The sequence below is a fragment of the Microcoleus sp. SVA1B4 genome (assembly GCF_036700545.1).
Classification (GTDB): domain Bacteria; phylum Cyanobacteriota; class Cyanobacteriia; order Cyanobacteriales; family Microcoleaceae; genus Microcoleus.
The window spans coordinates 68,832-89,518 of sequence record NZ_JAUBPB010000009.1 but is presented as its reverse complement, the minus strand read 5'-3'; the positions used below and the strand labels follow the sequence as shown (position 1 = coordinate 89,518).

Below are 20,687 nucleotides of genomic sequence, written 5' to 3'. Positions count from 1 at the left end.
ATGTGTTTTGAGCGATACTTCTATTCTACAATCTCAACTCGCTGCACTCCCAATCCCGATCGCCCGTTTGGCAACAAACACCCATTTTCGACGATCGCACCGGTGAAAGGATCGTCTAATAAATTTAAGTGACTGTCCAAATCCAAATAGTCAGCTAGCGGTGAAAGTTGTGCGGCTGCTGTATTTGCGATCGCGCTATCTGAATAGCAGCCGAACATTACTTGCAAATTGCAGGCTTTGGCTGTGTGAATCATCCGCATTGCTTCAGTCAATCCGCCTGACTTCATCATTTTGATATTGATGCCGTGAACGCAGTGCGCTAGCTTGGGTATATCGGAACTATTAAAGCAACTTTCATCAGCAAAAATTGGCAGGGGCGATTGACGGTACAGTTCTGAGAATTCCTCCATATCTGCGACAGGTGAAAGCGGCTGTTCGACATAATTTATCTGGTATTTTTCCAGCCAAAGACACATTTCGATCGCACTGGTCAAACTCCAACCGCCGTTAGCATCTACACTGATTTTAAGGTTAGGTGGTGCTTCCTCTAGCACTGCTATTAACATAGCTTTGTCGGCTTCGATTCCTGCGGGATTTCCTAATTTAACCTTAACGGCGCGGTAATTGATGCTTGCTGGATCTTTGCCAAACCAATCGCGCACTCTTTCTCTTGCACTCCTCGGGGAATTAATGCCGATCGTGACGGAGGTGGGGACGATGCGCGATCGATCTAATCCCCACATTTTCCACAGCGGCAAGCCTGCTTTTTTGCCCAGCCAGTCGTGCATTGCCATGTCGATGCCGGCGCGGGCGGCTGAGGGTAAGTTGACCTCTGTTAATACTTGTTCGATTTTTTGGCGATCGAACGGAGTAAACTTTTCTAGCAGCGGTGCAACTTCCTGCAATGCGGCTAGCAGAATTTCCGTAGTTTGGGGCCGAGAACCTGTGGAAAAAGGCGATGCTTCTCCCCAACCTTCGATGCCTTCGTGTGCTAATTTTACCCATAAATTCGTACTTTGGGCTGTTGTACCGCGGCTGATGGTAAGGGCAAACCGCTTGCGGACAGTGAATGTTTCAATTTGAACGTGCATTGTCAGTGATTGGTAATTTTTTGTAGATAAAAATCCGAGGGGACGGATTGCGCCGCTATTGCCATTTTTTACTTTTTACTTTATAGTTTGATTTTGCTTGTTCTAGTTTATCAAAAATTTGATGAAATTCATTATTTCTGTTTCGCCGAAGAGAGTTGCTTTCTCTCTCAGCATTTGGGTGCTCTTCTTTGCTGTTGCTGGTTGCATCGTACAAGTTCTGCGGTACGGTTTTAACTATCAAGAACGCTGGATCAATTTATTTAATTTAGACAGAGAGATAAATTATCCTTCGTGGTACTCGTCATTTACTTTGCTGTTTTGCGCGATTTTGCTAGGTATTATTGCTAGTGCTAAGAAGAAGGAGGGCGATCGGTATTTTGGACACTGGAAAGCGCTGGCGTTCATCTTTGTATTTTTTTCTTTAGATGAAATCTTGAGTTTGCACGAAATATTAATTATTAACGACTTGCGAAAAGCACTGGATTTAGGGGGAATTTTTTACTTCATTTGGGTAATTCCGGGGGCGATTTTTGTTGCGGTTACTGCGCTGGCTTATCTCCAGTTTCTCCGGCACCTACCCCGAAAAACAAGGGATTTATTTTTACTGGCAGGCAGTATATATGTCGGTGGAGCACTTGGCATGGAAATGGTTTGTGGCTATTATGCAGATGCGGTTGGCCAGCGAAACTTGATATACGGTTTGTTGGCTTCTGTTGAGGAAATTTTGGAAATGGTAGGGGTGATAGTATTTATCTATGCCCTGCTGTCTTACATCGGTTCCTATCTTGAAACTATTGATTTGCGGTTGAAGATAGTGGATAATCCACAGAGGTAAAACTGACTATAAACCAAGATTATTAACGAAATTGAAATCGCAGACTTTATGGCTATCTACTTCTACACCACTGCCAGCGAATACGGCTGTTTTTCTAATTTTTCCAGTCATGGATTCGAGTTAGACGGAGAATATTGGCTAACTACCGAGCATTATTTTCAAGCACAAAAGTTTCCCAAAACGGCTCATTGCGACCAAATTCGCCAAGCAAAAACGCCGAAAGATGCCGCAAAAATGGGGCGCGATCGCTCTCGTCCCCTCCGCAAAGATTGGGAAAAAGTAAAAGATGATATCATGCGAAAAGCCGTACTCCGAAAATTTGAAACTCATGCCGAAATTAGAGAATTTTTACTCGCTACGGCGGATGAGGAAATAGTCGAAAATTCCCCTGTTGATTACTATTGGGGTTGCGGTAAAGATGGCAGCGGCAAAAATATGTTGGGCCAGATTTTAATGGAAGTAAGGGAAATATTGCGAAAACGCACGTCAGAGTAAAACAGAACTTAAATTTTCTAAACTAAAGCAGGACTTATTTAATCCTAAGTCCTGCAATGCTCGTCAGCGAGCATTTCCTCAATTTTCTTAAACACTGAACTCAAAAATCGGTCTGAGCAACTGTCAAAACCTGTGTCAATCTCGTCGGGCTGTTCTAGTAGAGGGTTTAGCCTCTCCTCAGAGACTGCGAAGCAGGGGAAACGGTAAAAACCCTGCACCACTTTTTTTGTTTTAACAACTACTCTCAACCGGAATTAACTTTTATGGTCGCAAGTACAGCATTGTTAGCCCGTCGCCTCCCGGACACCGTTCCCCTAAGGTTGGCGATTCACAGGTAAAACAGCAAAACACCTGTTCTGGTTAAACTTTGTTTTTTATTGATGCTGTATCTTTACTATTGTGTACGATTTGTGGAAAGTGTCAGCACTCGTTCAGAATTCTTTACATTTGTGATTTATTTGGATACCATCGGGCCACTCTGTCGCAGTTGCTGTTGAATTATATTAAATTCTTTCTGTTCTGCGCTTAGCAAACTATTGTCGATCGGCGATCGCATATCCCACTGCAATTCGGACAATAACAACAAACAGCCGGCCATAATTATGCCTGTGGTTAGATATTGCCAAGGTGCAACAAAAGTTAATAGAGGGATGCTAAATAAATGAGTTAGTCCAATCAGGAGAAAAGTGCGCGATCGCAAACCTAATCCCGTCAACAAATAGCCGATCGCGCTCAATCCCAACCACAAATCGCAAAGGTGCAGTAACAAACCTCCCCAACCGGCAAAAATACTGCAATCGGTCAGAACCAAACCAGTTATCATCAAAATCGCCCAAGAGTAAAGAATCCAGCTAACACGCTCGACTCTTACCCAAAACAAAGTTAAAACGGCCATTACTGCAGTGCCAATTAGAGTCAAAGTTGACCACAGAATCGCCTGAAAGCTCCAACTGATGGGGAAAAACTGAGCCGTAAAAAAAATCCCCCCTGTCACCAAACCCCAAAGCAGAAAAGTTTGGTCGATGCGGGTATAAAATCCTGAGAAAAGAGTAATATTTCCAATTTGCCAGCGGAGTTGCAACAGGCCTTCGATGTCTTGTACGTCGAGATGTTCCTGTTTGCAGCGGATTAGGGGTTCGGAGGCGTTGAAAAAGGTCATCCAGTGTTGGGGAAAGTATGAAGTTTTGTGTATTGTAACAAATCTTAAAGAATATTTTTCTGATTTTTTCTTGTTCCCTAGCTCTGCCTGGGGACGCAGATTTGGAGGCTCTGCCTCCCGCGAGTCTATGACTTGCGAGGCAGAGACTCTGGATATCGGTTCCTAGACAGAGAGAGCCCGGGAACCAGTTAATCTGCTGATTAATTATTTATTGTGCCTGCTGTTTACACCACAGATTCAAAATTGCTTACCACTCCCGCAGTAGCCTTTTTGCTTCTGTCAAAAGGATCTCGGTGCTTTCTGGTTCTGCATCTTCTCCACCTGTGGGCCATAGTTCTGTAATTACTATACCGTCGGTATAAAGTTCAGCATCTATACAATTGCCAGTCACTTCAGTTACTTTTACATCCCTCATATTTTGCTACATTCAATTTTCTCAATAATTTCTAGGTATATTTGTCCTTTCGTAGACCGAGCTTCTTCAAGAAAAGCTGCTAGGAGATAACTCCGAGGGGGTAATTGTCGATCAAAAATAGCGATCGTTTGTCCGCTATAAGGAATGAGAATTAAATAACTTCCACTCTTGAAAGTGGGATGGGCGTCCCGCCCATCCTTTTTGGACGGGCGGGACGCCCATCCCACAATAACAATTAAAATTGTAAGTTATTTAATTCGCGATCCTAAGAAAACAAAGGGCGACAGACGAGTTTTGCTAGAACTTCCCATAGAAGAACGCAATTTATTAGAACCATTGGTGTCAACAAAACCCGAATAAGTAAAACAGGACTTACGCACTCCGACAAAGAAACCGGGTTTTTTACCTAATCTTCGAGTACGAACGAAGTAATTTCGTAACAAAACCCGGTTTCTGGGCCCCCTGCGTAAGTCCTATAAAATAGGTATAAAATAGAAATTGACGCTACTAGCAATGGACTCATCCCCATGACAACAACAATTCCCTCTCAAACTTTGCCAGAAATCATCTACCCAGACAGCGACGGAAAACCCATGTCTGACAACACCAAACAGTTCCAATTAATAGTAAAAATTCAAGGCGGAATAGATGCCTTATTCAAAGACCACGAAAATGTCTTTGTAGCAGGTGATTTGCTGTGGTATCCCGTGGAAGGAGATAACAAAACTCGCCAAGCACCTGATACGATGGTAGTCTTTGGCAGACCAAAAGGTGACAGAGGTTCCTACCAACAGTGGCTGGAAGATAATATTGCCCCGCAAGTTGTCCTTGAAATCTTCTCGCCGGAAAACCGACTGGGAGAAATATTTAAGCTGTTTAAATTCTACGAAAATTTTGGAGTCGAAGAATGCTATTTCTACGATTTAAAGTATAATGAGTTAATAGGTTGGGTGCGAAGTGAGGGGAAACTCAACTATATTGAATCAATGGAAGGTTGGGTAAGTCCGCGTTTGGAAATCCGTTTTGAAACTGCATCAGGAAACTTAGAAATTTATCGTCCAGACGGACTGAAGTTTTTGTCTTAGGTGGAGTTGTCAAGACAAATGGAACAAGCGCAACAAAAAGCCGATCGCCTTTCAGAAAAACTCCGAGAAATGGGCATAAATCCAGAGGACATTTGAGATTATAATAGTCCTCGAATCACGGGCGATCGGAAAATGGGTTTTTCACCAAATCTGCGGGCTGTAACGCGTCTTATCGTAAAAAACCCGGTTTCTAGACCCCCATATCTTAACTATGCAAAATCCCCGCCAAATAGCATTTCTCGCACTCCGCGAAGTCCACCGCCGCGGTGCATTCGCAGATGCCGCACTCGATCGCGCTTTCAGCAATTCTCAACTCAACGACCTCGATCGGCGTTTAGTGACAGAATTAGTTTACGGTAGCGTCAGGAGAATGCGATCGATCGACTTCATCATCGACAAACTAGCAACAAAGAAATCCTCCCAACAACCACCCGAACTCCGCACCATCTTACATTTAGGCTTATATCAACTCGAATATCTCAACCAGATTCCCCCCTCCGCCGCCGTAAATACCACCGTTCAACTAGCAAAAGAAAACGGATTTTCAGGACTCAGCAGTTTTGTCAACGGTTTGTTGCGACAGTATACCCGTTTAACCCCCCCAACCCCCCCTTACCAAGGGGGGGCTAAGAGTCTTCCTAATTCCCCTGAGCAAACAGAGACTAAAACAACATCTAACTCCCCCCCTTACCAAGGGGGGGCTGGGGGGGGTGCAAATTCCCCTGAGCAAGCAGAAACTAAAACTACCTCTAACTCCCCCCCTTACCAAGGGGGGGCTGGGGGGGGTGCAAATTCCCCTGAGCAAACAGAGACTAAAACAACATCTAACTCCCCCCCTTACCAAGGGGGGGCTGGGGGGGGTTTTAATTCCCTAAAATTACCCGAAAACCCAGTCCAACGCTTAGGAATTATCCACAGTTTCCCCGACTGGCTAATAGAATTGTGGATCGAACAAATAGGCGAAACCGAAACCGAACAACTCTGTGAATGGTTCAACCAATCCCCCACAATTGACCTGAGAATCAATCCTTTAAAAAGCTCGATCGCCCAAATCGAAGCTGCCTTCCAAACCCACAACATCTCAACTAGCAGACTCCCACACTTACCACAAGCATTAAGACTAAATGGCAGCATCGGCGCAATTCAAAACCTCCCCGGATACAGCGAAGGTTGGTGGACAATTCAAGACAGCAGCGCTCAATTAGTCACCCATTTACTAGCGCCCCAGCCAGGGGAAACTATCATCGACGCCTGCGCCGCACCGGGGGGAAAAACTACCCACAGCGCCGAATTAATGGAGGATGAAGGCACAATTTATGCCTGCGACAAAACCGCCAGCAGACTCAAAAAACTTAAAGAAAATGCAGACAGACTCCAGATGAAATCCATTAAAATTCATACCGGAGACAGCCGCCATTTCCCAGAGTTTGTTAACCTCGCAGACAGAGTTTTACTCGACGCACCTTGTTCTGGCCTCGGAACCCTGCACCGCCGCGCCGACGCCCGCTGGCGACACACGCCCGAAAACATTCAAGAACAATCCCAACTGCAATCGGAATTGATAGCAAATGCAGCGACATTTGTCAAGTCCGGCGGCGTATTAGTTTATGCAACTTGCACAATTCATCCCTTGGAAAATGAAACAGTTATTCGATCGTTCTTAGACAACAATCCTAACTGGCAAATCGAACCGCCAACAATTGATTTACCCGTACAGCCATCACCCGAAGGATGGGTGAAAGTGTGGCCGCACAGACATCACATGGACGGCTTTTTTATGGTAAGGCTAAAGCAAGATTAGATTGGTAGATGGTGATTTACGGCTATCGTGGGGGCGGGTTTATGAGATTATTGGTTTTAGGCGATTATTGTTCGTGAAACCCGCCCCTACGGGTGGCAATTGTTGGTAAAACCCGCTTAATATCCCGGCTCTTGATAAGCAGGCTCTTGATAAGCAGGCTCTTCCCACTGGCGATACCGGGGTTGAGGATTGGGATTGTAAGGAACGATCGCACCATCCTCATTCACAATCATCCCCCGAATAATCCTCTTAGGCTCCACCGGTTTGGCCTTAATACTGCCCTTGCGGCCGTCCAACTTCGGCAACTTAGGAAACTTCTCAACCGGCATTCCCTTAACAATTTGACTCATAAAATCGCGCCAATTGTAGGCCGCCGTACCGCTAGTTCCCCAGGTGGGATAATTATCATCATTTCCTAGCCAAACTCCAGTCACAACCTGTGGAATGTAACCAATAAACCACAAATCCCGGACATTTTCCGAAGTACCAGTTTTGCCTGCTACAGCGCGATCGTTTAAAGCAGCAGGCCCCCCCGTACCGTCTTGCACAACACCCTCCAACATCCAAGTAGTAATCGCAGCACTATCCTTATCCAAAACCCGCTTCGGTTTAAAATTAGCCTGATAAATTACATCTCCCCGCTGATTAATCACCCGCTTAATTCCGTGGGCTTCAATAAAATTCCCTTGCGCTGCTAAAGTACCGTAAGCATTGGTTAACTCCAGCAAGTTCACCTCCGAAGAACCCAAAGCCAGGGAATAAATCGGACTCAATTTCGACTTAATTCCCATATCGTTGGCTACTTTGATCGCCGGTTCAAACCCCACATCCATCAACACCTTCACAGCTACGACATTCACCGAACGCGTCAAAGCATCAGAGATCGATCGCCAACCGCTAAATTTTTTGCCATAATTATTCGGTTGATAGCCGTCGATAATAATTGGTTCGTCTTCGTAACCGTCATAGGGAGAAAAACCAGCCGCCATCGCCGCGGCATAAACCAACCCTTTAAACGTCGATCCGGGCTGCCGCAAAGCCTGCGTAGCGCGATTAAATTCACTTTCCTTAAAATTTCCACCTCCTACCAGGGCCTTAACTTCACCAGTCTTAGTGTCCAGTGAAACTAAAGCGGCCTGTTCAAAACCCTGACGGCGGCCATCAACTTCGATCGCATTTTTAACAACCTCTTCCGCTATTTTCTGCCACTTCAAATCCACCGTCGTCTCGACAGTCAAACCGCCAGCTTCCAAAGCATCCTGAGAAACATAGCGCGGCAATTCCTTCCGAATGTAACTAGCAAAATAAGGCGCGACCACTTTAAATCGCTTCGGCGGACTTGGTTTAACGGCGATTGGTTCCGCCATCGCCTCCTTCGCCTCAGCCTCTGTAATTACCTTCGCTTCCTGCATTTGTTGCAGCACAAGATTGCGGCGTTGCTTAGCAATATCGGGATTAACCAAAGGCGAATATTCGCTCGGTGCCGGGGGCAAACCCGCTAAAGTTGCCATCTCTGCCAAAGTTAATTTATCGACTGTTTTGCTAAAGAAAACCAACGCTGCATCTGCCACTCCGTAGGCATCTGAACCCAAATAAACCAGATTTAAATATCTTTCTAAAACTTGCTCTTTACTCAACTCCCGCTCAATTTTTTGAGCTAAAAGAGCTTCTCGAACTTTCCGCCTAATACTTCTTTCCTGATTGAGAAAAACAACGCGAGCCAATTGTTGCGTAATTGTACTGCCGCCCTGCACTAAATCTCGCGCGATCAAATTAGAAACAATCGATCGCACAATACCTTGATAATCCACCCCGCGATGTTGATAAAAACGGCGGTCTTCTATGGCAATAAAAGCTTGAACCAAGAGTTCGGGAATTTCTTTAAGTTTCAGTTTATCTCTAGTTGCAGGCCCCGACTGCAACAAAATCGTATTATCTGCTGCCTTAATTGTCAGCGTTCCGTCGCGGTTAAACGCTGACAAATCGTTAACATCTGGCAAACCTTTGTCTAAGGTGTACAAAATCCATAAACCGTAGATTAAAGCGCCCCCGCCTATACTTACCACACCTAAACTTATCCAAAATCTAGGGCGGCGGGAGATCCGTTTTTTAGTTTTTTCCTGCGGTGCGCTATTTTCCTGCGGTGTGCTAATTTCCTGTAGTTCCGTATGTCTCTGCAGTTGGGTGTTCTGCGATTCGCTATTTTCCGGCAATTCGCTACTATCCGATTTTTGGGGTGATTTAGTTCCCAGCAAACTTAATCCCGGCCCCAACAATTCTTTTCCCTTGGTTTGCAAGCTGGTAACTTGAGGTTCAATTTCCAACCAAGCAATTAAGCGCTTCAACCCTTGCCAATTGCGTTTGACTATTGGATATCGAGCGTATTCTGGCTCTAAATATTCTGACTCTAAATATTCTGAGTCTAAATATTCTGAGTCTAAATATTCTGACTCTTCTAGAGATGCAGCATCTTCTGATACCACATACTCGGAGCGCTCATCCCTTGTCCGTGTAGAAAATTCCGCCTCGGATTCCGGCGAGTTGAGCTTATTGCCCTTCGCTGCCTTCGGCGGTTCTCGATCGGAATTACCGCTTATTGCGTTAGTGACTTTGCTCAATGTATCTTTGATATTTGAGAAAAATTCTGCCACGATCAGACCTTCAAACCTCATCAAGTCCGATTAAAAATTAAAAATTAAAAAAGCTAGCCTTCTTCAATTCTTAATTTTTAATTCGACATTTTTTCTTGAATAACACGCTGCCTTGAATTAGTTTTTTTGAATTAAAAACTTTTTAATTCAAAACTCAAAATTCAAAACTTTTCTTAACGCTGCAGAACTTGGTATTTTTTTGAGAAGTGAATTAGATTTTTTTAATTCAAAATTTTTTAACTCAAAACTCAAAACTCTGCTTAATTCGCATGACCTAGTGCCAAGGCTGCTACCAGCATACCCAAAACCAGGAAAGGCTGAGCACTTGCCTGATATTTAACATCATTTTCCAGGGGATTACGCAAAAAGTACATATCCTGAAAAGTAATTTGGGGAATTATCAGCAGCAGCAGAATGACAGCGTAAAGGTTTTGGTGGATGCTGATCAGATAGCCTGCAATCCCAGCTTGAAAGATGTCGATCATCAAAACGCAAATCCAAGCTGCGGTGCTGATGCCAAACATCACTGGTAAAGATTTTAACCCTAATTGCCGATCGCCCTCAACACTTTTGAAATCATTAACGATCGCAATTCCCAGCCCAGCCAAACTGTAAAACAGGGTCAAAATCATAATCGTGGGATCTAGTGTACCAAACAAAGCTTGACCCGCCCACCAAGGCAGGGCAATGTAGCTAGCACCCAGGGCATAATTTCCCAACCAGCCATTCTGCTTGAGTTTCAGCGGGGGCGCAGAGTAGATATAAGCTAGAAACGCGCCGCCGAGAGTCAAAACAGTCATTATCGGGAATTCATGACCCGCCCACAAGTCTAGAGCATAAGCCACCCCAATACCAGCGGCTAATAATACCAAAATTTGCGTTACTACTTGGGGAATCGAGATAATCCCGGAGGGAATTGGACGGTAGGGCTCGTTAATGGCGTCGATGTCGCGATCGTAAAAATCGTTCAAAGTTTGAGTGTACCCGGTCAGCAACGGCCCTGACATCAACATACAAGCTGCTGCGATCGAGAAATTCTCTAGGTTCCAAACATAGTTTCCAGAAGAGGCCGCCCCGCACACCACGCCCCAAATCAGGGGAATCCAGGTAATCGGTTTCATCAATTGCAAGCGAATCTTCCAGATGGAAGTTTCCCCGCTAGCGGCCCCTTTCATGCCCAACAGTTGCCGAGTTTTGGAACTGCGGTTTTCGGTAGCAGCACTTTCCGGTGCAGATTCTGGGGAGATTGGGGAGGGAGGAGAGTCAGACATAAGTGTGATGTTAGCGGTACTGCTACTATTGTGTCGTTCTGCGTTTCAATAATAATTCTGATAGGATACCACTGATATTTAAGGCATCGTCTTGAAAACTTACCCCGTCTTGGAGTTAATGCTAGGGAAAAGTACGGGTTTCATCAACTTATTTTAATATCATTATTCTGTGTAAATGTCAAGAGGATAAATACTTTTTTTAATAATTTTGCTGGGCCCGCCTGCTTGGGGAGATTTTTGCCAGCCGGTGCATTGAATGTCAATTACCAGGAGGCGATCGAGTTTTTTGCCATACTACCCTTGAATCATCTCATCTGCCAGAAAATCTGGCAAAAATTCAGAATCTAGAACCTCGACCCAAGTGTAGATACATAATTGCGGAAACGTTTCTACAGGCAATCCAGTTTCAGCAATTGCTTGTTCTGCTGCATCCGCATAGCATTCAGTCAATACCTCTTCAAGATATGGTTTGAGACTGGGGGAATCTTTGATAGCTTTGCGAATGCGTCTGCGATGTTCGGCAATGCTGCCTTTCCAACTACCGCTTCTTTGATCCGGTTGAAATTGCCACTTAAGCAAGTGCAGGAGAATTACCACCAGATTACTCTCTAAACTCCGGCGTTCACTTCGCCCCATGTCTTCTATTTCTGCAATCAGATTTTCCCAGTCGATGTTTGAATAGTCGCGATCCCGCAACTTTTCCACAGTAGTTTCAATCCATCTCAGGTAATCTGTATCATACAATTTTTGTCGTTCTACTTCTAATTTTGTCGTCATAATACTTTTTAGTTGGGCGGGGGCGGGTTTACGAGATGATTGGTTTTAGGCAATTATTGTTGGTCAAACCCGGCCCTACAAGGTTCGATCGCATATTATTGTTTTTTTGGCTTTGGACTTACTTAACAACTGTAAATTAACAAATATGGCGGTATGAATCAAAAGGCAGTCCCGTCCGCCGCTTGACTTCGACAACTGATTTGTAAGCGCCTTTTCTCTGCCTTTCTCTAACTATTTTTTCCGCAACATATCGATCTAAACCGCTGGCGATTAACTCTTCCGGCGAAAGAATATTTAACCGTTTCCAAGTAAACTGCGATTCTTTTTGATAATTGTAGCTGAAGCAAATCATCGGGGCGATGCGTCTGACGTGACTTTCGGGAACTCCTGCTATTTCTGATAACTCTTCGGCGTAGGTAAAAATGTAGCCTTCGTTTTGCAGAGATTCAATATCGTTGGCGTAGACGATCGGCAAACCCAAGATTCTGACCATATCGTCTTTGGTACACTCATTAATATCTATTTTGCCGCGCACGTTTGCCAATTCTTCGGCATTCGTCGCACTCGCCGGAACCAGTAAACCTCTGGGTGCGGTTTTGATGAGATAGCGCTTTTTCAAACTAAAAGCAGTAACAATTTGAGCAATCCACACGATCGTACCCAAATTAGTTGAAGAAGATACCGCGAGTGCTGCTAAAGTAATGCCAACACCCCATCCCATCCAACTACGAATATTTGATTTTTGGCCGGCATAGGCGATCGCCAATCCGCCGAAGTAGGGAATAAAAGCATACCACACCCAGTTGGGAGTTTGACGCAGCCAGTATAAATCTTGAGACACTTTAATTTTATCCTTAAATAATAGTTGTGATCTCACACTTACTTATTTCACTCCCACTTTTTTAATAGTGGGCTTTCTTCTACCTTCTACCTTCTTCCTTCTTCCTTCTATCCTTTACATCCGTTACATCCGTTACAAAATCCGTTGCCGAACTTCCTTCTTCCTTCTTCCTTCCATCCGTTACATTCGTTACATAATCCGTTGCCGAACTTCCTTCGCAAATTACAATTCTCGCAACAGTTTTTGGCGTTTTTCTTCATATTCTTCGGCGGTAATTGCGCCCATATCGTAAAGTTTTTTCAATTCGCCGATCGCCCCGGTTACATCTTTTGCCGCTCTGAGGACATACCCAGATGGCAACGTGCCGCCATTGTACTGAACCTGAAAAGCTTGTTCCGACATCAGCAGCAGTCCAAGAAAATCGAAAAATGCGATCACGAACGGAATTAATGTCCCAGAAAATAGCAAGTATAATACCCCTGCTAAGTTATTGCCCAAATAAAATTTGTGAATTCCGAAACCTCCTACAAAGAAAGCTAACAGAACTGCTACGGTTTTATCTTTTACCATTTTTACTTTCCCCAGTTTTTTATTTTAACTTCCGCCATCGACTTTGAATGCACGACCTTGAACGATCGAGCTAAGTAATGGTACTAATTTTTACTCATTTATTTGGGTTTTTGCGAAACTTAGACATCGCAAAATACAGCAGAACAATACCGGCTTGAGCTTGTAGAATGACCAAGTAGCCTCTCAAGAAATAATTGAGTTCGCTGCCTGAATTGAAAGAAAATATTAACAGACCCAAGGCTGCGTAGGGTGCGAAACGCATCCAACTCGGCGTTCCCTCTAAGTTGCGGCTGTTCAAATTGCTCATGGGTTTAAGCCTCATCCTAAATTAAAATTTAGCTATAAATTAGCCGGATTGTCAACTTCCGCTGGGTGCGATCGCCCGCGTGAGTCTCTCAATCAACAGCCGACAAGATATTACTTCCATCTTAAACCCTGTTTTTCCGCTAAAGTAAGGAACCGGGGCGGGTCTATCTGGATCTGTGGCTAATATTACAGATTAATGTGAACCCGCCCCTATGGGAGTTCCGGTTATTGTACCGGCCTAGATATCAGGGGCGCAGCGAACAGCCTACTGCTGTTTTTGGCAAGAGTCGATCGCCCGCACGAAAACTGTCAAAAAAACTCGGTTAATTCACAATTATTAACAACCGCCCCAATTAACTCGCGCCGCCGCCCAAAAGAAACAGACTCAAGAGAGTACCGCTATTCCAAAGACTGTGGAGAAGCATAGGAGCCAGGAGATTTCGCGATCGCGTGTACACAAACCCCAAAACCGCACCCAAAGTCGCCAAAGGCAGAATCTCAGACACACTCAAGTGAGCCACAGCAAACAAGAAAGCAGAAGCTGCGATCGCCCCCCAAACAGGCAAATAGCGAGTCAGAGAAGGCAGTAGAAAGCCCCGAAACACAATTTCCTCAAAAACCGGAGCCGCGATCGCAGCAGTGCCGAAAAACACCGCCAAAGCCACGTTATCCCTACCTTCGAGAACGATCGGCAAAATCGGATTACTGCCGCCTTGTCCCTGCCATAACTGCTGATTGATCAGCGACACCAAAACCACCAAAGGCAAAGCCGCAAAATAGCCGCCAAAACCCCACAAAAACCAATTTCCCCGCAAATTAATCCGAAACCAACCATCAGGCAAAGGCAAAAAAGACTTCACCGAAAAATACAGTACCGAAAGCCCCCCCGCCGACAGCAACAAATAAGTAGCAAAGATATAAAAAGCCTTCTCGCGCGGGTCAAAAGTAGCAGGATTCAGTTTTAAAACAGCCAGAGAAACAGGCAGCAGCAAATAGGGAATCAAGATTTGCCCGACAAAGAAAAAGCCGACCACCAGCACCTGCCAAACAATCTCGCCATCCCAAGGCACATCCCAAGTCAAGCTTGCATTTCGCGCCAACACCGGGCCGGAACCTGCTGTATCTAACTGCTGCCGCTGCAACAGCCACTGCAGGCTCAAACCAACCAGCAAAACCGTGCCAAGACAAAGCGAAATAGCCGGAACGCCGACAATAATTGCCAACTTTTCTACAGCTTGCTGGGCTGTTACTTGCTCTGCTGCTTGCAGCGCCACCAGCTCTTTAGAACGTTCTTGCAGCTTGTAAAGTTGAGCGAGAGCGCGATAGCGAAACCAGCCATCCAAAGACTTTTGAATGTTCTGCTCGGCATCCGGCAGCAGTTGAGCCGGATTGCTCCAAATTCCAGTTAAAACTTTAGCAGTTACCGCCGCAGGATCGTAATCAATTTGAGTGTTGTACCGCTCAACTAAATCTTTCCAAGTTTGGATCGCCGCCTCAGTTTTACCACTGCTTGCCTGCAAAATTCCCAATCGCAAGTCAAGTTCGTTTAGCAGCACTGACTGTTGCTTGATCGACTCGGACGCTGCCTTATTTTGAGCCAAATTCAGAGTATTATCCTCAGACTTAGAGGCAATTGCCGACTGAATTTCTTTAACTTGTGCTTGAGATGTTTCGAGAGTTTTGCGAGTCGAGTCTCGCGCTTCTTGATATTGCGTCAAAGCCGTATTTAAAGGATCTGCACCGACAATATTGTTGCGCGCCGAACTTAAATTAGCACTCTGATTATTTTCTCCTTGCCACTCCGAGGCGTGCAGCAGCAAATTTGTCTGGTAGAGTTCCAGCCGGCTTTGAATTTGCGGCTGATTCCAACTAGCAAGTAAAGATAAACCGACCAGGGCGATCGCGATCGCCGTTAAAATACCTAAAATAACCCGCTTCAGTGTCATTCCTGCTTTTCCGTCCCGCGCGAATCCGTGGCTAAATCTTTTCCGTCTTTAATCATAGGTCGTTGCAGACGAGAGTATCCCGACAACTGGTAAAATTTCACTGGCTCATCTTTTTGACTCGCCTCGCACCCGAATACTGGGTAAGGCGTGCACCCCGCACCCGAAGCGCAGTAACAGGCTAAATCTAAAATCTAAAATCTAAAATCTAAAATCGAATGACTCGCATTATCTTAGTCCGTCACGGCAAAAGCACATACAATCAAGAACGCCGCATCCAAGGCCGCCTCGATAAATCAATTTTGACAGAAGCAGGCCGCAGCGCCGCCCTGCAAGTAGGCGACACACTCAGCAGTATCGCCTTTGATGCCGCCTATACCAGTCCCCTGCAACGAGCCAAAGAAACAGCGGAAATCATCCTGTCGCGCTTGACAAATCCGCCACAACTCCAGCCAACTGATAATTTGATGGAAATCGATTTGCCTCTGTGGGAAGGAATGCTGCGGCAAGATGCGATCGACAAATTCCCCGAAGCATATCAGCAGTGGCAAAAACAGCCAGACAAATTTTCCATGAAACTGCCATCTGCTGACGGAGAAATCGAACACTTTCCCGTATTAGCCGTTTTTGCTAACGCCCGTCATTTTTGGCAAGAACTTTTATCGCGTCACCAAGACGGCACAATTCTAGTAGTAGGTCACAACGGAATCAACCGCGCTCTCATCGCCACCGCCTCGGAAATTACCCCTGATTACTATCAATCAATCCAACAGTCAAATTGCGGAATTAGCGTAATTAATTTTGGAACTTCCCCTGTTACCAACGACGAGCCAGGAGAGCCAAAAAAGAAAGTTCCAGTTCAATTAGAGTCAGTGAATTTAACTTCCCATACCGGGGAAATTTTTCCCAAACCGAGGGACGGACACCAAGGCCCGCGATTGTTGCTGGTGCGTCACGGCGAAACCGACTGGAATAAAGCAGGTAAATTTCAGGGGCAAATAGACGTACCTCTCAACGATAACGGCCGCGAACAATCCCGGCGGGCAGCAGAATTTCTCAAGAATGTAAAATTAGATTTTGCGATTAGCAGTTCGATGCTGCGCCCGAAAGAAACTGCGGAAATTATTCTCAAGTATCACGGCGGTTTGCAACTGGAACTGCGCGATGACTTGAGAGAAATCAGCCACGGACTTTGGGAAGGAAAGTTTGAATCAGAAATCGAACAATCCTATCCGGGTTTGCTAGAAGAATGGAAAACATCTCCTGAAACAGTCCAAATGCCCGAAGGAGAGAATTTGCAGCAAGTTTGGCAGAGGGCGATCGCAGCTTGGCGCGAAATTGTACAATCAGTTTCTGGTACTGGGATTGTCGTTGCTCACGATGCCATTAACAAAGCAATTCTCTGCCACCTATTCGGTTTAGAACCCGAACATTTCTGGAAGTTCAAACAAGGAAACGGAGCCGTTAGCGTGATTGATTATCCCCACGGCCCCGATGGTTTGCCAGTATTGCAGGCGATGAATGTCACAACTCATTTGAGCGGCGGCGTTTTTGACAAAACAGCAGCCGGAGCACTTTAATCCGTAAATTGCTGAGCGCGAACCCGTAGCGGAAGGAACGCCCACCGCTACGGGTTCGCGCCTGAAAAATGTTTGAATTTCGATAACAACCGCGCCCGACGCTTAGGAAGTTCTTAATTCCTGAAACTAATGCCGTGGATTGCTTCTTCCATCTTCCATCCATCCGTTACATCCCTTACATAATCCGTTGCCGAACTTCCTTCTTCCTTCTGTTATATGAGCCGCGAACTGCTACAAAATGTACGAGTGCTAGATCCAGTTTCAGGGAGCGATCGCATCGCTGATATTCTGATAGCTGAAGGTAATATCAAAGCAGTCGAAGAAAAAATTTCTGAGTTTCCCGCTGACACCCAAGTGCGGGATTGCCAGGGACTGATTTTGGGGCCGGGGTTAACTGATATCTACAGTCACAGCGGAGAACCGGGTTTTGAGGATCGGGAAACCCTGGAATCTTTGATGCAGGCTGCGGCGGCTGGCGGTTTTACGCGGCTGGCGATTTTGCCGGATACGTCGCCACCTGTTGACAATTTGGCCGGTTTAGCTTTGTTGCAGCAACATATCCGCAATTTGTCGATCGGGCTGCCCCGCTTGTATTTTTGGGGGGCGCTGACAGCGGGCGTTAAAGGGCAGCAGATGGCCGAGTTGGGCGAGCTGGGCTCCTCTGCGGTGGTGGGTTTTGCGGACGGTTTGCCGCTGTCTAATCCGGCTCTGGTGAGGCGTTTGCTGGAGTATATCAAGCCTTTGGGCAAGTCTGTGGCTTTGTGGCCGTGCGATCGAACTTTGGCAGGAAATGGCGCGGTGAGAGAGGGTGCGCTGTCGGTGCGCTTGGGTTTACCAGGAATTCCGGCGAGTGCGGAAACTTCGGCTTTGGCGGGTTTGCTTGAGTTGGTGGCATCTGCGGGAACTCCGGTTCACATTATGCGCGTTTCTACGGCGCGCAGTGTGGAATTGATTCGAGATGCCAAGGCGCGGGGTTTGCCGGTGACTGCGAGTGTGACTTGGATGCACTTGCTGTTGAATGTCGGGGCAATTTCAGGCAACTCTCAAGATTCCGGCGGGAAAAATGCTCTGACTGCTTCGTTGCCCTATGATCCGAATTTACGCCTAGAACCGCCGTTGGGCAATCTCAGCGACCAATTAGCGCTGATTCAAGCTGTGAAAGATGGCGTAATTGATGCGATCGCGATCGACCACAATCCGCATACTTATGAGGAGAAAACTGTGGCTTTTGCTGATAGTCCGCCTGGGGCGATCGGCTTGGAATTGGCTTTGCCTTTACTGTGGCACGGACTCGTAGAAACGGGCGAATTTTCGGCTTTGCAACTGTGGCGAGTGTTGAGTACCCGGCCGGCTGTTTGTATCGGACAAACCCCCCTCACGGTTGCACCGGGAGTCTCTGCTGAGTTGATTTTGTTCGACCCGGAAATGAGTTGGACTGTTGACGGGTCAAGTCTGAAGTCGCGATCGGCAAATACGCCTTGGTTGGGACAGCAATTAACGGGAAAAGTTGTACAAAGCTGGATTTATTAATTCTTGCGATTGAAATTCATCTGTTGTAGAACAGGCATCTTGCCTGTTTCTAAAAGTAGAACAGACAAGATGCCTGTTTCTGGGAATGCTGGATGAGGTGACTAAGAAAAGAAGATAAATACATGATTGCTGCTTTTGATTCGTGGAATTCCCCCCCGCTAGACTTGACATTGGATCTGGGCGAAATTCACGTTTGGCGCGTGTCTCTTGTTCAAACAGAATCTTGCTTGGAGAGTTTACAACAGACTCTCTCTACCGATGAGCGGAAAAAAGCCGAGGGTTTTCACTTTCCCAAAGGTCGATCGCAATTTATTGTGAGTCGTGGCGCACTCAGAGCAATTCTGAGTCGCTATCTTAACATAAGTTCTCACATTTTACGCTTTGAGTACAATCCCTACGGCAAGCCTTCTCTCATCGTCGCCCAAGGTGGAAACACCCTGCGTTTCAATTTGTCTCACTCAGGAAACATGGCTCTAATTGCGATTACCAAAAATCGAGATATTGGTGTCGATATTGAAAGCATAAATCCCAACTTTCCTTGTCAGGAGATTGCTGAAAAGTTTTTTTCACCCTTAGAATATTCTGTGTTGCTTTCGCTCCCAGAACATCTCCAACCCAGAGCTTTTTTCACCTGCTGGACTCGCAAAGAAGCCTATATCAAAGCAGTTGGTAAAGGACTTTCTATTCCCCTGAATCAGTTTGATGTCAGCCTCGCACCAGGAGAACCTGCAGCGCTGTTAAATGTTGAAGACAACCCCGAAGAAGCATCGAGATGGTCTTTAATTGAATTAATTCCCAGTTCAGATATGGTGGCGGCTGTTGCGGTTGCAGGAGATTGCTCGAAACTTGATTGTTGGCAGTGGACAAGGGAGTTTTGATTTATGCTGAGATGTTGCAGCATTCTCAATAAGCTTTTTATGAACAGGCAAGATGCCTGTTCCACAAGAAAGAAAATTCACTCTTTGTGGAACAGGCATCTTGCATCAGCAACAGGCAAGATGCCTGTTCCACAAGAAAGAAAATTCACTCTTTGTGGAACAGGCATCTTGCCTGTTCTTGAAAATGGTGCAATATGTGAGTTTATACCGATCGCGAGCGAGTAAAAGAGAACAGCAACAGTCGCTGGAATAGCTCTACTGCTTGCACCTCCAAGCTATTGTATAGCCCACCCTCCATAGACAAATAAGGACACAAAAATGTTGTGTCCTTATTTGTCTATTCGACTGCAATTTACCACCCTACAACTGATTTAATAATTTAACCAAATCGATAGCCAAACCCGCGTACCGTAATGATATATTCTGGTTGACCCGGATCTATTTCCAACTTTTCGCGCAGCCAGCGGATGTGAACATCAACTGTTTTGCTGTCTCCGATAAAATCTTGACCCCAAATTTTTTCCAGCAACTGATCGCGAGACCAAACTCGCCGGGGATTACTCATAAATAGTTCTAGTAAGCGAAACTGTTTAGGAGAAAATTTCACTTCCAGACCACGAACCAACACGCGGCACTCTTCAGGATACAGAGTTATGCTCTTATATTGCAGCATCATCGGTTGTCGCAACTGACCGAGGCGCTGGCGTCGCATCAGCGCCCGACAGCGAGCGATAAACTCCCGCATTCCAAAAGGCTTAGTCAGATAATCATCCGATCCGGCTTCTAGGTAAAAAGCGCAATTGTTGGCACTTCCTCTAGCACCGATAATCAAAATAGGGACGGGATTTCCTTGATGCCGTAACATTCGACACAGATCCAAACCGTTAATAGAATCCATGATTAACAGGTTGAAGGCAACCTCACCGTGGTATGACGAAGAAGCCTGTACAGAAGGCAGGGCGTTGCGCCCGTCGCTAGTAACCACCACCTCATAGCCCTGTTCTTTAAGGGCTAAAGCTAGCATTTCCCGCAACAGGTCTTCACCTTCCAATAACAAGATACGGCCGGCTTGTCCAACAGCCAACCTTGAAGGACTTTCGCTTAATTCAGCAGAAGACATAAATATCAGTGGGAGTGATGTTTGTATGTGGCTAGCGCGAGGTACCTTCTTCAGTAGCTGAGGCACTCTCGCGCTGCGATCGCTTGTACGATCGCCATTTGTTCGATCGCTTAGAATCCTTCGCCAGTCCACCCCACAGACACGCGCTCGACCTTTGCTACTTGCTCGTGTAAGGAATACAGCCGTAGAGCAGTTGCCGGAACCGCGCTGTCTGCCTGCGTCCAGGCCACAGAAGTCTGGTCATTTTTCGGGGTCGGTGTTAATTTCATAAAACATTGCCCGCTGTTAATTGACCACGTAACACCCAATCTAGAGGGATATGCTTGTTATACTACTGTT

At 45.9% G+C, this 20,687-nt stretch carries 18 protein-coding genes and 1 pseudogene; 8 read left to right on the top strand and 11 right to left on the bottom strand.

Annotation, left to right across the window (positions count from 1 at the left end; all coding sequences use genetic code 11):
- Positions 1-20: 20 nt before the first annotated feature.
- The gene (locus tag QT987_RS06880; RefSeq protein WP_333238450.1) at positions 21-1,091 is read right to left on the bottom strand and encodes a dipeptide epimerase; all 1,071 of its coding nucleotides are present in this window, start codon (positions 1,089-1,091) and stop codon (positions 21-23) included.
- Between the two features lie 121 nt (positions 1,092-1,212).
- Between QT987_RS06880 and QT987_RS06875 the strand changes: the two genes are divergently transcribed.
- Together QT987_RS06875 and QT987_RS06870 are read left to right on the top strand one after the other, a co-directional pair.
- Positions 1,213-1,926 carry a hypothetical protein gene (locus QT987_RS06875; protein ID WP_333238449.1) on the top strand — a complete coding sequence of 238 codons (714 nt, stop codon included), beginning with the start codon at positions 1,213-1,215 and terminating at the stop codon, positions 1,924-1,926.
- Positions 1,927-1,974: 48 nt separating this feature from the next.
- The gene (locus QT987_RS06870; RefSeq protein WP_333238447.1) at positions 1,975-2,421 is read left to right on the top strand and encodes an NADAR family protein; all 447 of its coding nucleotides are present in this window, start codon (positions 1,975-1,977) and stop codon (positions 2,419-2,421) included.
- 454 nt (positions 2,422-2,875) lie between these two features.
- Here the strand turns inward: QT987_RS06870 and QT987_RS06865 are convergent, their stop codons facing one another.
- Both QT987_RS06865 and QT987_RS06860 read right to left on the bottom strand, forming a co-directional pair.
- Positions 2,876-3,580 carry a hypothetical protein gene (locus QT987_RS06865; protein WP_333238445.1) on the bottom strand — a complete coding sequence of 235 codons (705 nt, stop codon included), beginning with the start codon at positions 3,578-3,580 and terminating at the stop codon, positions 2,876-2,878.
- Between the two features lie 247 nt (positions 3,581-3,827).
- Positions 3,828-3,995 carry a hypothetical protein gene (locus tag QT987_RS06860; RefSeq protein WP_333238443.1) on the bottom strand — a complete coding sequence of 56 codons (168 nt, stop codon included), beginning with the start codon at positions 3,993-3,995 and terminating at the stop codon, positions 3,828-3,830.
- Positions 3,996-4,522: 527 nt separating this feature from the next.
- Here QT987_RS06860 and QT987_RS06855 point away from each other — a divergent pair.
- Positions 4,523-5,176 (top strand): annotated as a pseudogene (locus QT987_RS06855) (Uma2 family endonuclease).
- 115 nt (positions 5,177-5,291) lie between these two features.
- Positions 5,292-6,881, top strand: coding sequence for a 16S rRNA (cytosine(967)-C(5))-methyltransferase RsmB (gene rsmB, locus QT987_RS06850; protein WP_333238441.1), 1,590 nt, complete (start codon positions 5,292-5,294; stop codon positions 6,879-6,881).
- A gap of 116 nt (positions 6,882-6,997) precedes the next feature.
- On the opposite strand, the gene QT987_RS06845 is transcribed toward rsmB, so the two are convergent.
- The 7 genes from QT987_RS06845 to QT987_RS06815 all read right to left on the bottom strand — a co-directional run bounded on the left by QT987_RS06845 (position 6,998) and on the right by QT987_RS06815 (position 15,243).
- The gene (locus QT987_RS06845) at positions 6,998-9,553 is read right to left on the bottom strand and encodes a penicillin-binding protein 1A (RefSeq protein WP_333238439.1); all 2,556 of its coding nucleotides are present in this window, start codon (positions 9,551-9,553) and stop codon (positions 6,998-7,000) included.
- A gap of 239 nt (positions 9,554-9,792) precedes the next feature.
- Complete coding sequence (chlG, locus tag QT987_RS06840; RefSeq protein ID WP_333238438.1) at positions 9,793-10,803, bottom strand: chlorophyll synthase ChlG; 1,011 nt, start codon at positions 10,801-10,803, stop codon at positions 9,793-9,795.
- A gap of 294 nt (positions 10,804-11,097) precedes the next feature.
- Positions 11,098-11,580, bottom strand: coding sequence for a DUF29 domain-containing protein (locus QT987_RS06835; RefSeq protein ID WP_333051598.1), 483 nt, complete (start codon positions 11,578-11,580; stop codon positions 11,098-11,100).
- A gap of 136 nt (positions 11,581-11,716) precedes the next feature.
- Entirely contained in the window at positions 11,717-12,457 is a 741-nt protein-coding gene (locus QT987_RS06830; protein ID WP_333238436.1) for a helix-hairpin-helix domain-containing protein, read from the bottom strand.
- Positions 12,458-12,643: 186 nt separating this feature from the next.
- Positions 12,644-12,991, bottom strand: coding sequence for an NINE protein (locus tag QT987_RS06825; RefSeq protein WP_333035309.1), 348 nt, complete (start codon positions 12,989-12,991; stop codon positions 12,644-12,646).
- A gap of 94 nt (positions 12,992-13,085) precedes the next feature.
- Positions 13,086-13,298, bottom strand: a complete 213-nt coding sequence (locus tag QT987_RS06820) for a hypothetical protein (protein ID WP_333238433.1) — start codon at positions 13,296-13,298, stop codon at positions 13,086-13,088.
- Between the two features lie 352 nt (positions 13,299-13,650).
- The gene (locus QT987_RS06815) at positions 13,651-15,243 is read right to left on the bottom strand and encodes a CPBP family glutamic-type intramembrane protease (protein WP_333238431.1); all 1,593 of its coding nucleotides are present in this window, start codon (positions 15,241-15,243) and stop codon (positions 13,651-13,653) included.
- Positions 15,244-15,458: 215 nt separating this feature from the next.
- Between QT987_RS06815 and QT987_RS06810 the strand changes: the two genes are divergently transcribed.
- From QT987_RS06810 to QT987_RS06795, 4 genes are all read left to right on the top strand, one after another.
- Positions 15,459-16,820 (top strand): histidine phosphatase family protein, encoded by a 1,362-nt coding sequence (locus tag QT987_RS06810; protein ID WP_333238429.1) that lies wholly within the window; start codon positions 15,459-15,461, stop codon positions 16,818-16,820.
- Positions 16,821-17,036: 216 nt separating this feature from the next.
- A complete protein-coding gene (locus QT987_RS06805; RefSeq protein WP_333238427.1) occupies positions 17,037-18,350 on the top strand; it encodes a dihydroorotase in 1,314 nt (437 codons plus the stop codon).
- 122 nt (positions 18,351-18,472) lie between these two features.
- Positions 18,473-19,228, top strand: coding sequence for a 4'-phosphopantetheinyl transferase superfamily protein (locus tag QT987_RS06800; RefSeq protein ID WP_333238425.1), 756 nt, complete (start codon positions 18,473-18,475; stop codon positions 19,226-19,228).
- Between the two features lie 52 nt (positions 19,229-19,280).
- The gene (locus QT987_RS06795) at positions 19,281-19,481 is read left to right on the top strand and encodes a hypothetical protein (protein WP_333238423.1); all 201 of its coding nucleotides are present in this window, start codon (positions 19,281-19,283) and stop codon (positions 19,479-19,481) included.
- A 126-nt stretch (positions 19,482-19,607) separates the two neighbouring features.
- Here the strand turns inward: QT987_RS06795 and QT987_RS06790 are convergent, their stop codons facing one another.
- Positions 19,608-20,348, bottom strand: coding sequence for a response regulator transcription factor (locus QT987_RS06790; protein ID WP_333238421.1), 741 nt, complete (start codon positions 20,346-20,348; stop codon positions 19,608-19,610).
- Between the last annotated feature and the right edge of the window lie 339 nt (positions 20,349-20,687).

What these genes read in the sequence shown, in the direction of transcription:
- QT987_RS06880 (WP_333238450.1), bottom strand. Translation starts at nt 1,091, where the DNA reads ATGCACGTTCAAATTGAAACATTCACTGTCCGCAAGCGGTTTGCCCTT.
- QT987_RS06875 (WP_333238449.1), top strand. Translation starts at nt 1,213, where the DNA reads ATGAAATTCATTATTTCTGTTTCGCCGAAGAGAGTTGCTTTCTCTCTC.
- QT987_RS06870 (WP_333238447.1), top strand. Translation starts at nt 1,975, where the DNA reads ATGGCTATCTACTTCTACACCACTGCCAGCGAATACGGCTGTTTTTCT.
- QT987_RS06865 (WP_333238445.1), bottom strand. Translation starts at nt 3,580, where the DNA reads ATGACCTTTTTCAACGCCTCCGAACCCCTAATCCGCTGCAAACAGGAA.
- QT987_RS06860 (WP_333238443.1), bottom strand. Translation starts at nt 3,995, where the DNA reads ATGAGGGATGTAAAAGTAACTGAAGTGACTGGCAATTGTATAGATGCT.
- rsmB (WP_333238441.1), top strand. Translation starts at nt 5,292, where the DNA reads ATGCAAAATCCCCGCCAAATAGCATTTCTCGCACTCCGCGAAGTCCAC.
- QT987_RS06845 (WP_333238439.1), bottom strand. Translation starts at nt 9,553, where the DNA reads ATGAGGTTTGAAGGTCTGATCGTGGCAGAATTTTTCTCAAATATCAAA.
- chlG (WP_333238438.1), bottom strand. Translation starts at nt 10,803, where the DNA reads ATGTCTGACTCTCCTCCCTCCCCAATCTCCCCAGAATCTGCACCGGAA.
- QT987_RS06835 (WP_333051598.1), bottom strand. Translation starts at nt 11,580, where the DNA reads ATGACGACAAAATTAGAAGTAGAACGACAAAAATTGTATGATACAGAT.
- QT987_RS06825 (WP_333035309.1), bottom strand. Translation starts at nt 12,991, where the DNA reads ATGGTAAAAGATAAAACCGTAGCAGTTCTGTTAGCTTTCTTTGTAGGA.
- QT987_RS06820 (WP_333238433.1), bottom strand. Translation starts at nt 13,298, where the DNA reads ATGAGCAATTTGAACAGCCGCAACTTAGAGGGAACGCCGAGTTGGATG.
- QT987_RS06815 (WP_333238431.1), bottom strand. Translation starts at nt 15,243, where the DNA reads ATGACACTGAAGCGGGTTATTTTAGGTATTTTAACGGCGATCGCGATC.
- QT987_RS06810 (WP_333238429.1), top strand. Translation starts at nt 15,459, where the DNA reads ATGACTCGCATTATCTTAGTCCGTCACGGCAAAAGCACATACAATCAA.
- QT987_RS06805 (WP_333238427.1), top strand. Translation starts at nt 17,037, where the DNA reads ATGAGCCGCGAACTGCTACAAAATGTACGAGTGCTAGATCCAGTTTCA.
- QT987_RS06800 (WP_333238425.1), top strand. Translation starts at nt 18,473, where the DNA reads ATGATTGCTGCTTTTGATTCGTGGAATTCCCCCCCGCTAGACTTGACA.
- QT987_RS06795 (WP_333238423.1), top strand. Translation starts at nt 19,281, where the DNA reads ATGCCTGTTCCACAAGAAAGAAAATTCACTCTTTGTGGAACAGGCATC.
- QT987_RS06790 (WP_333238421.1), bottom strand. Translation starts at nt 20,348, where the DNA reads ATGTCTTCTGCTGAATTAAGCGAAAGTCCTTCAAGGTTGGCTGTTGGA.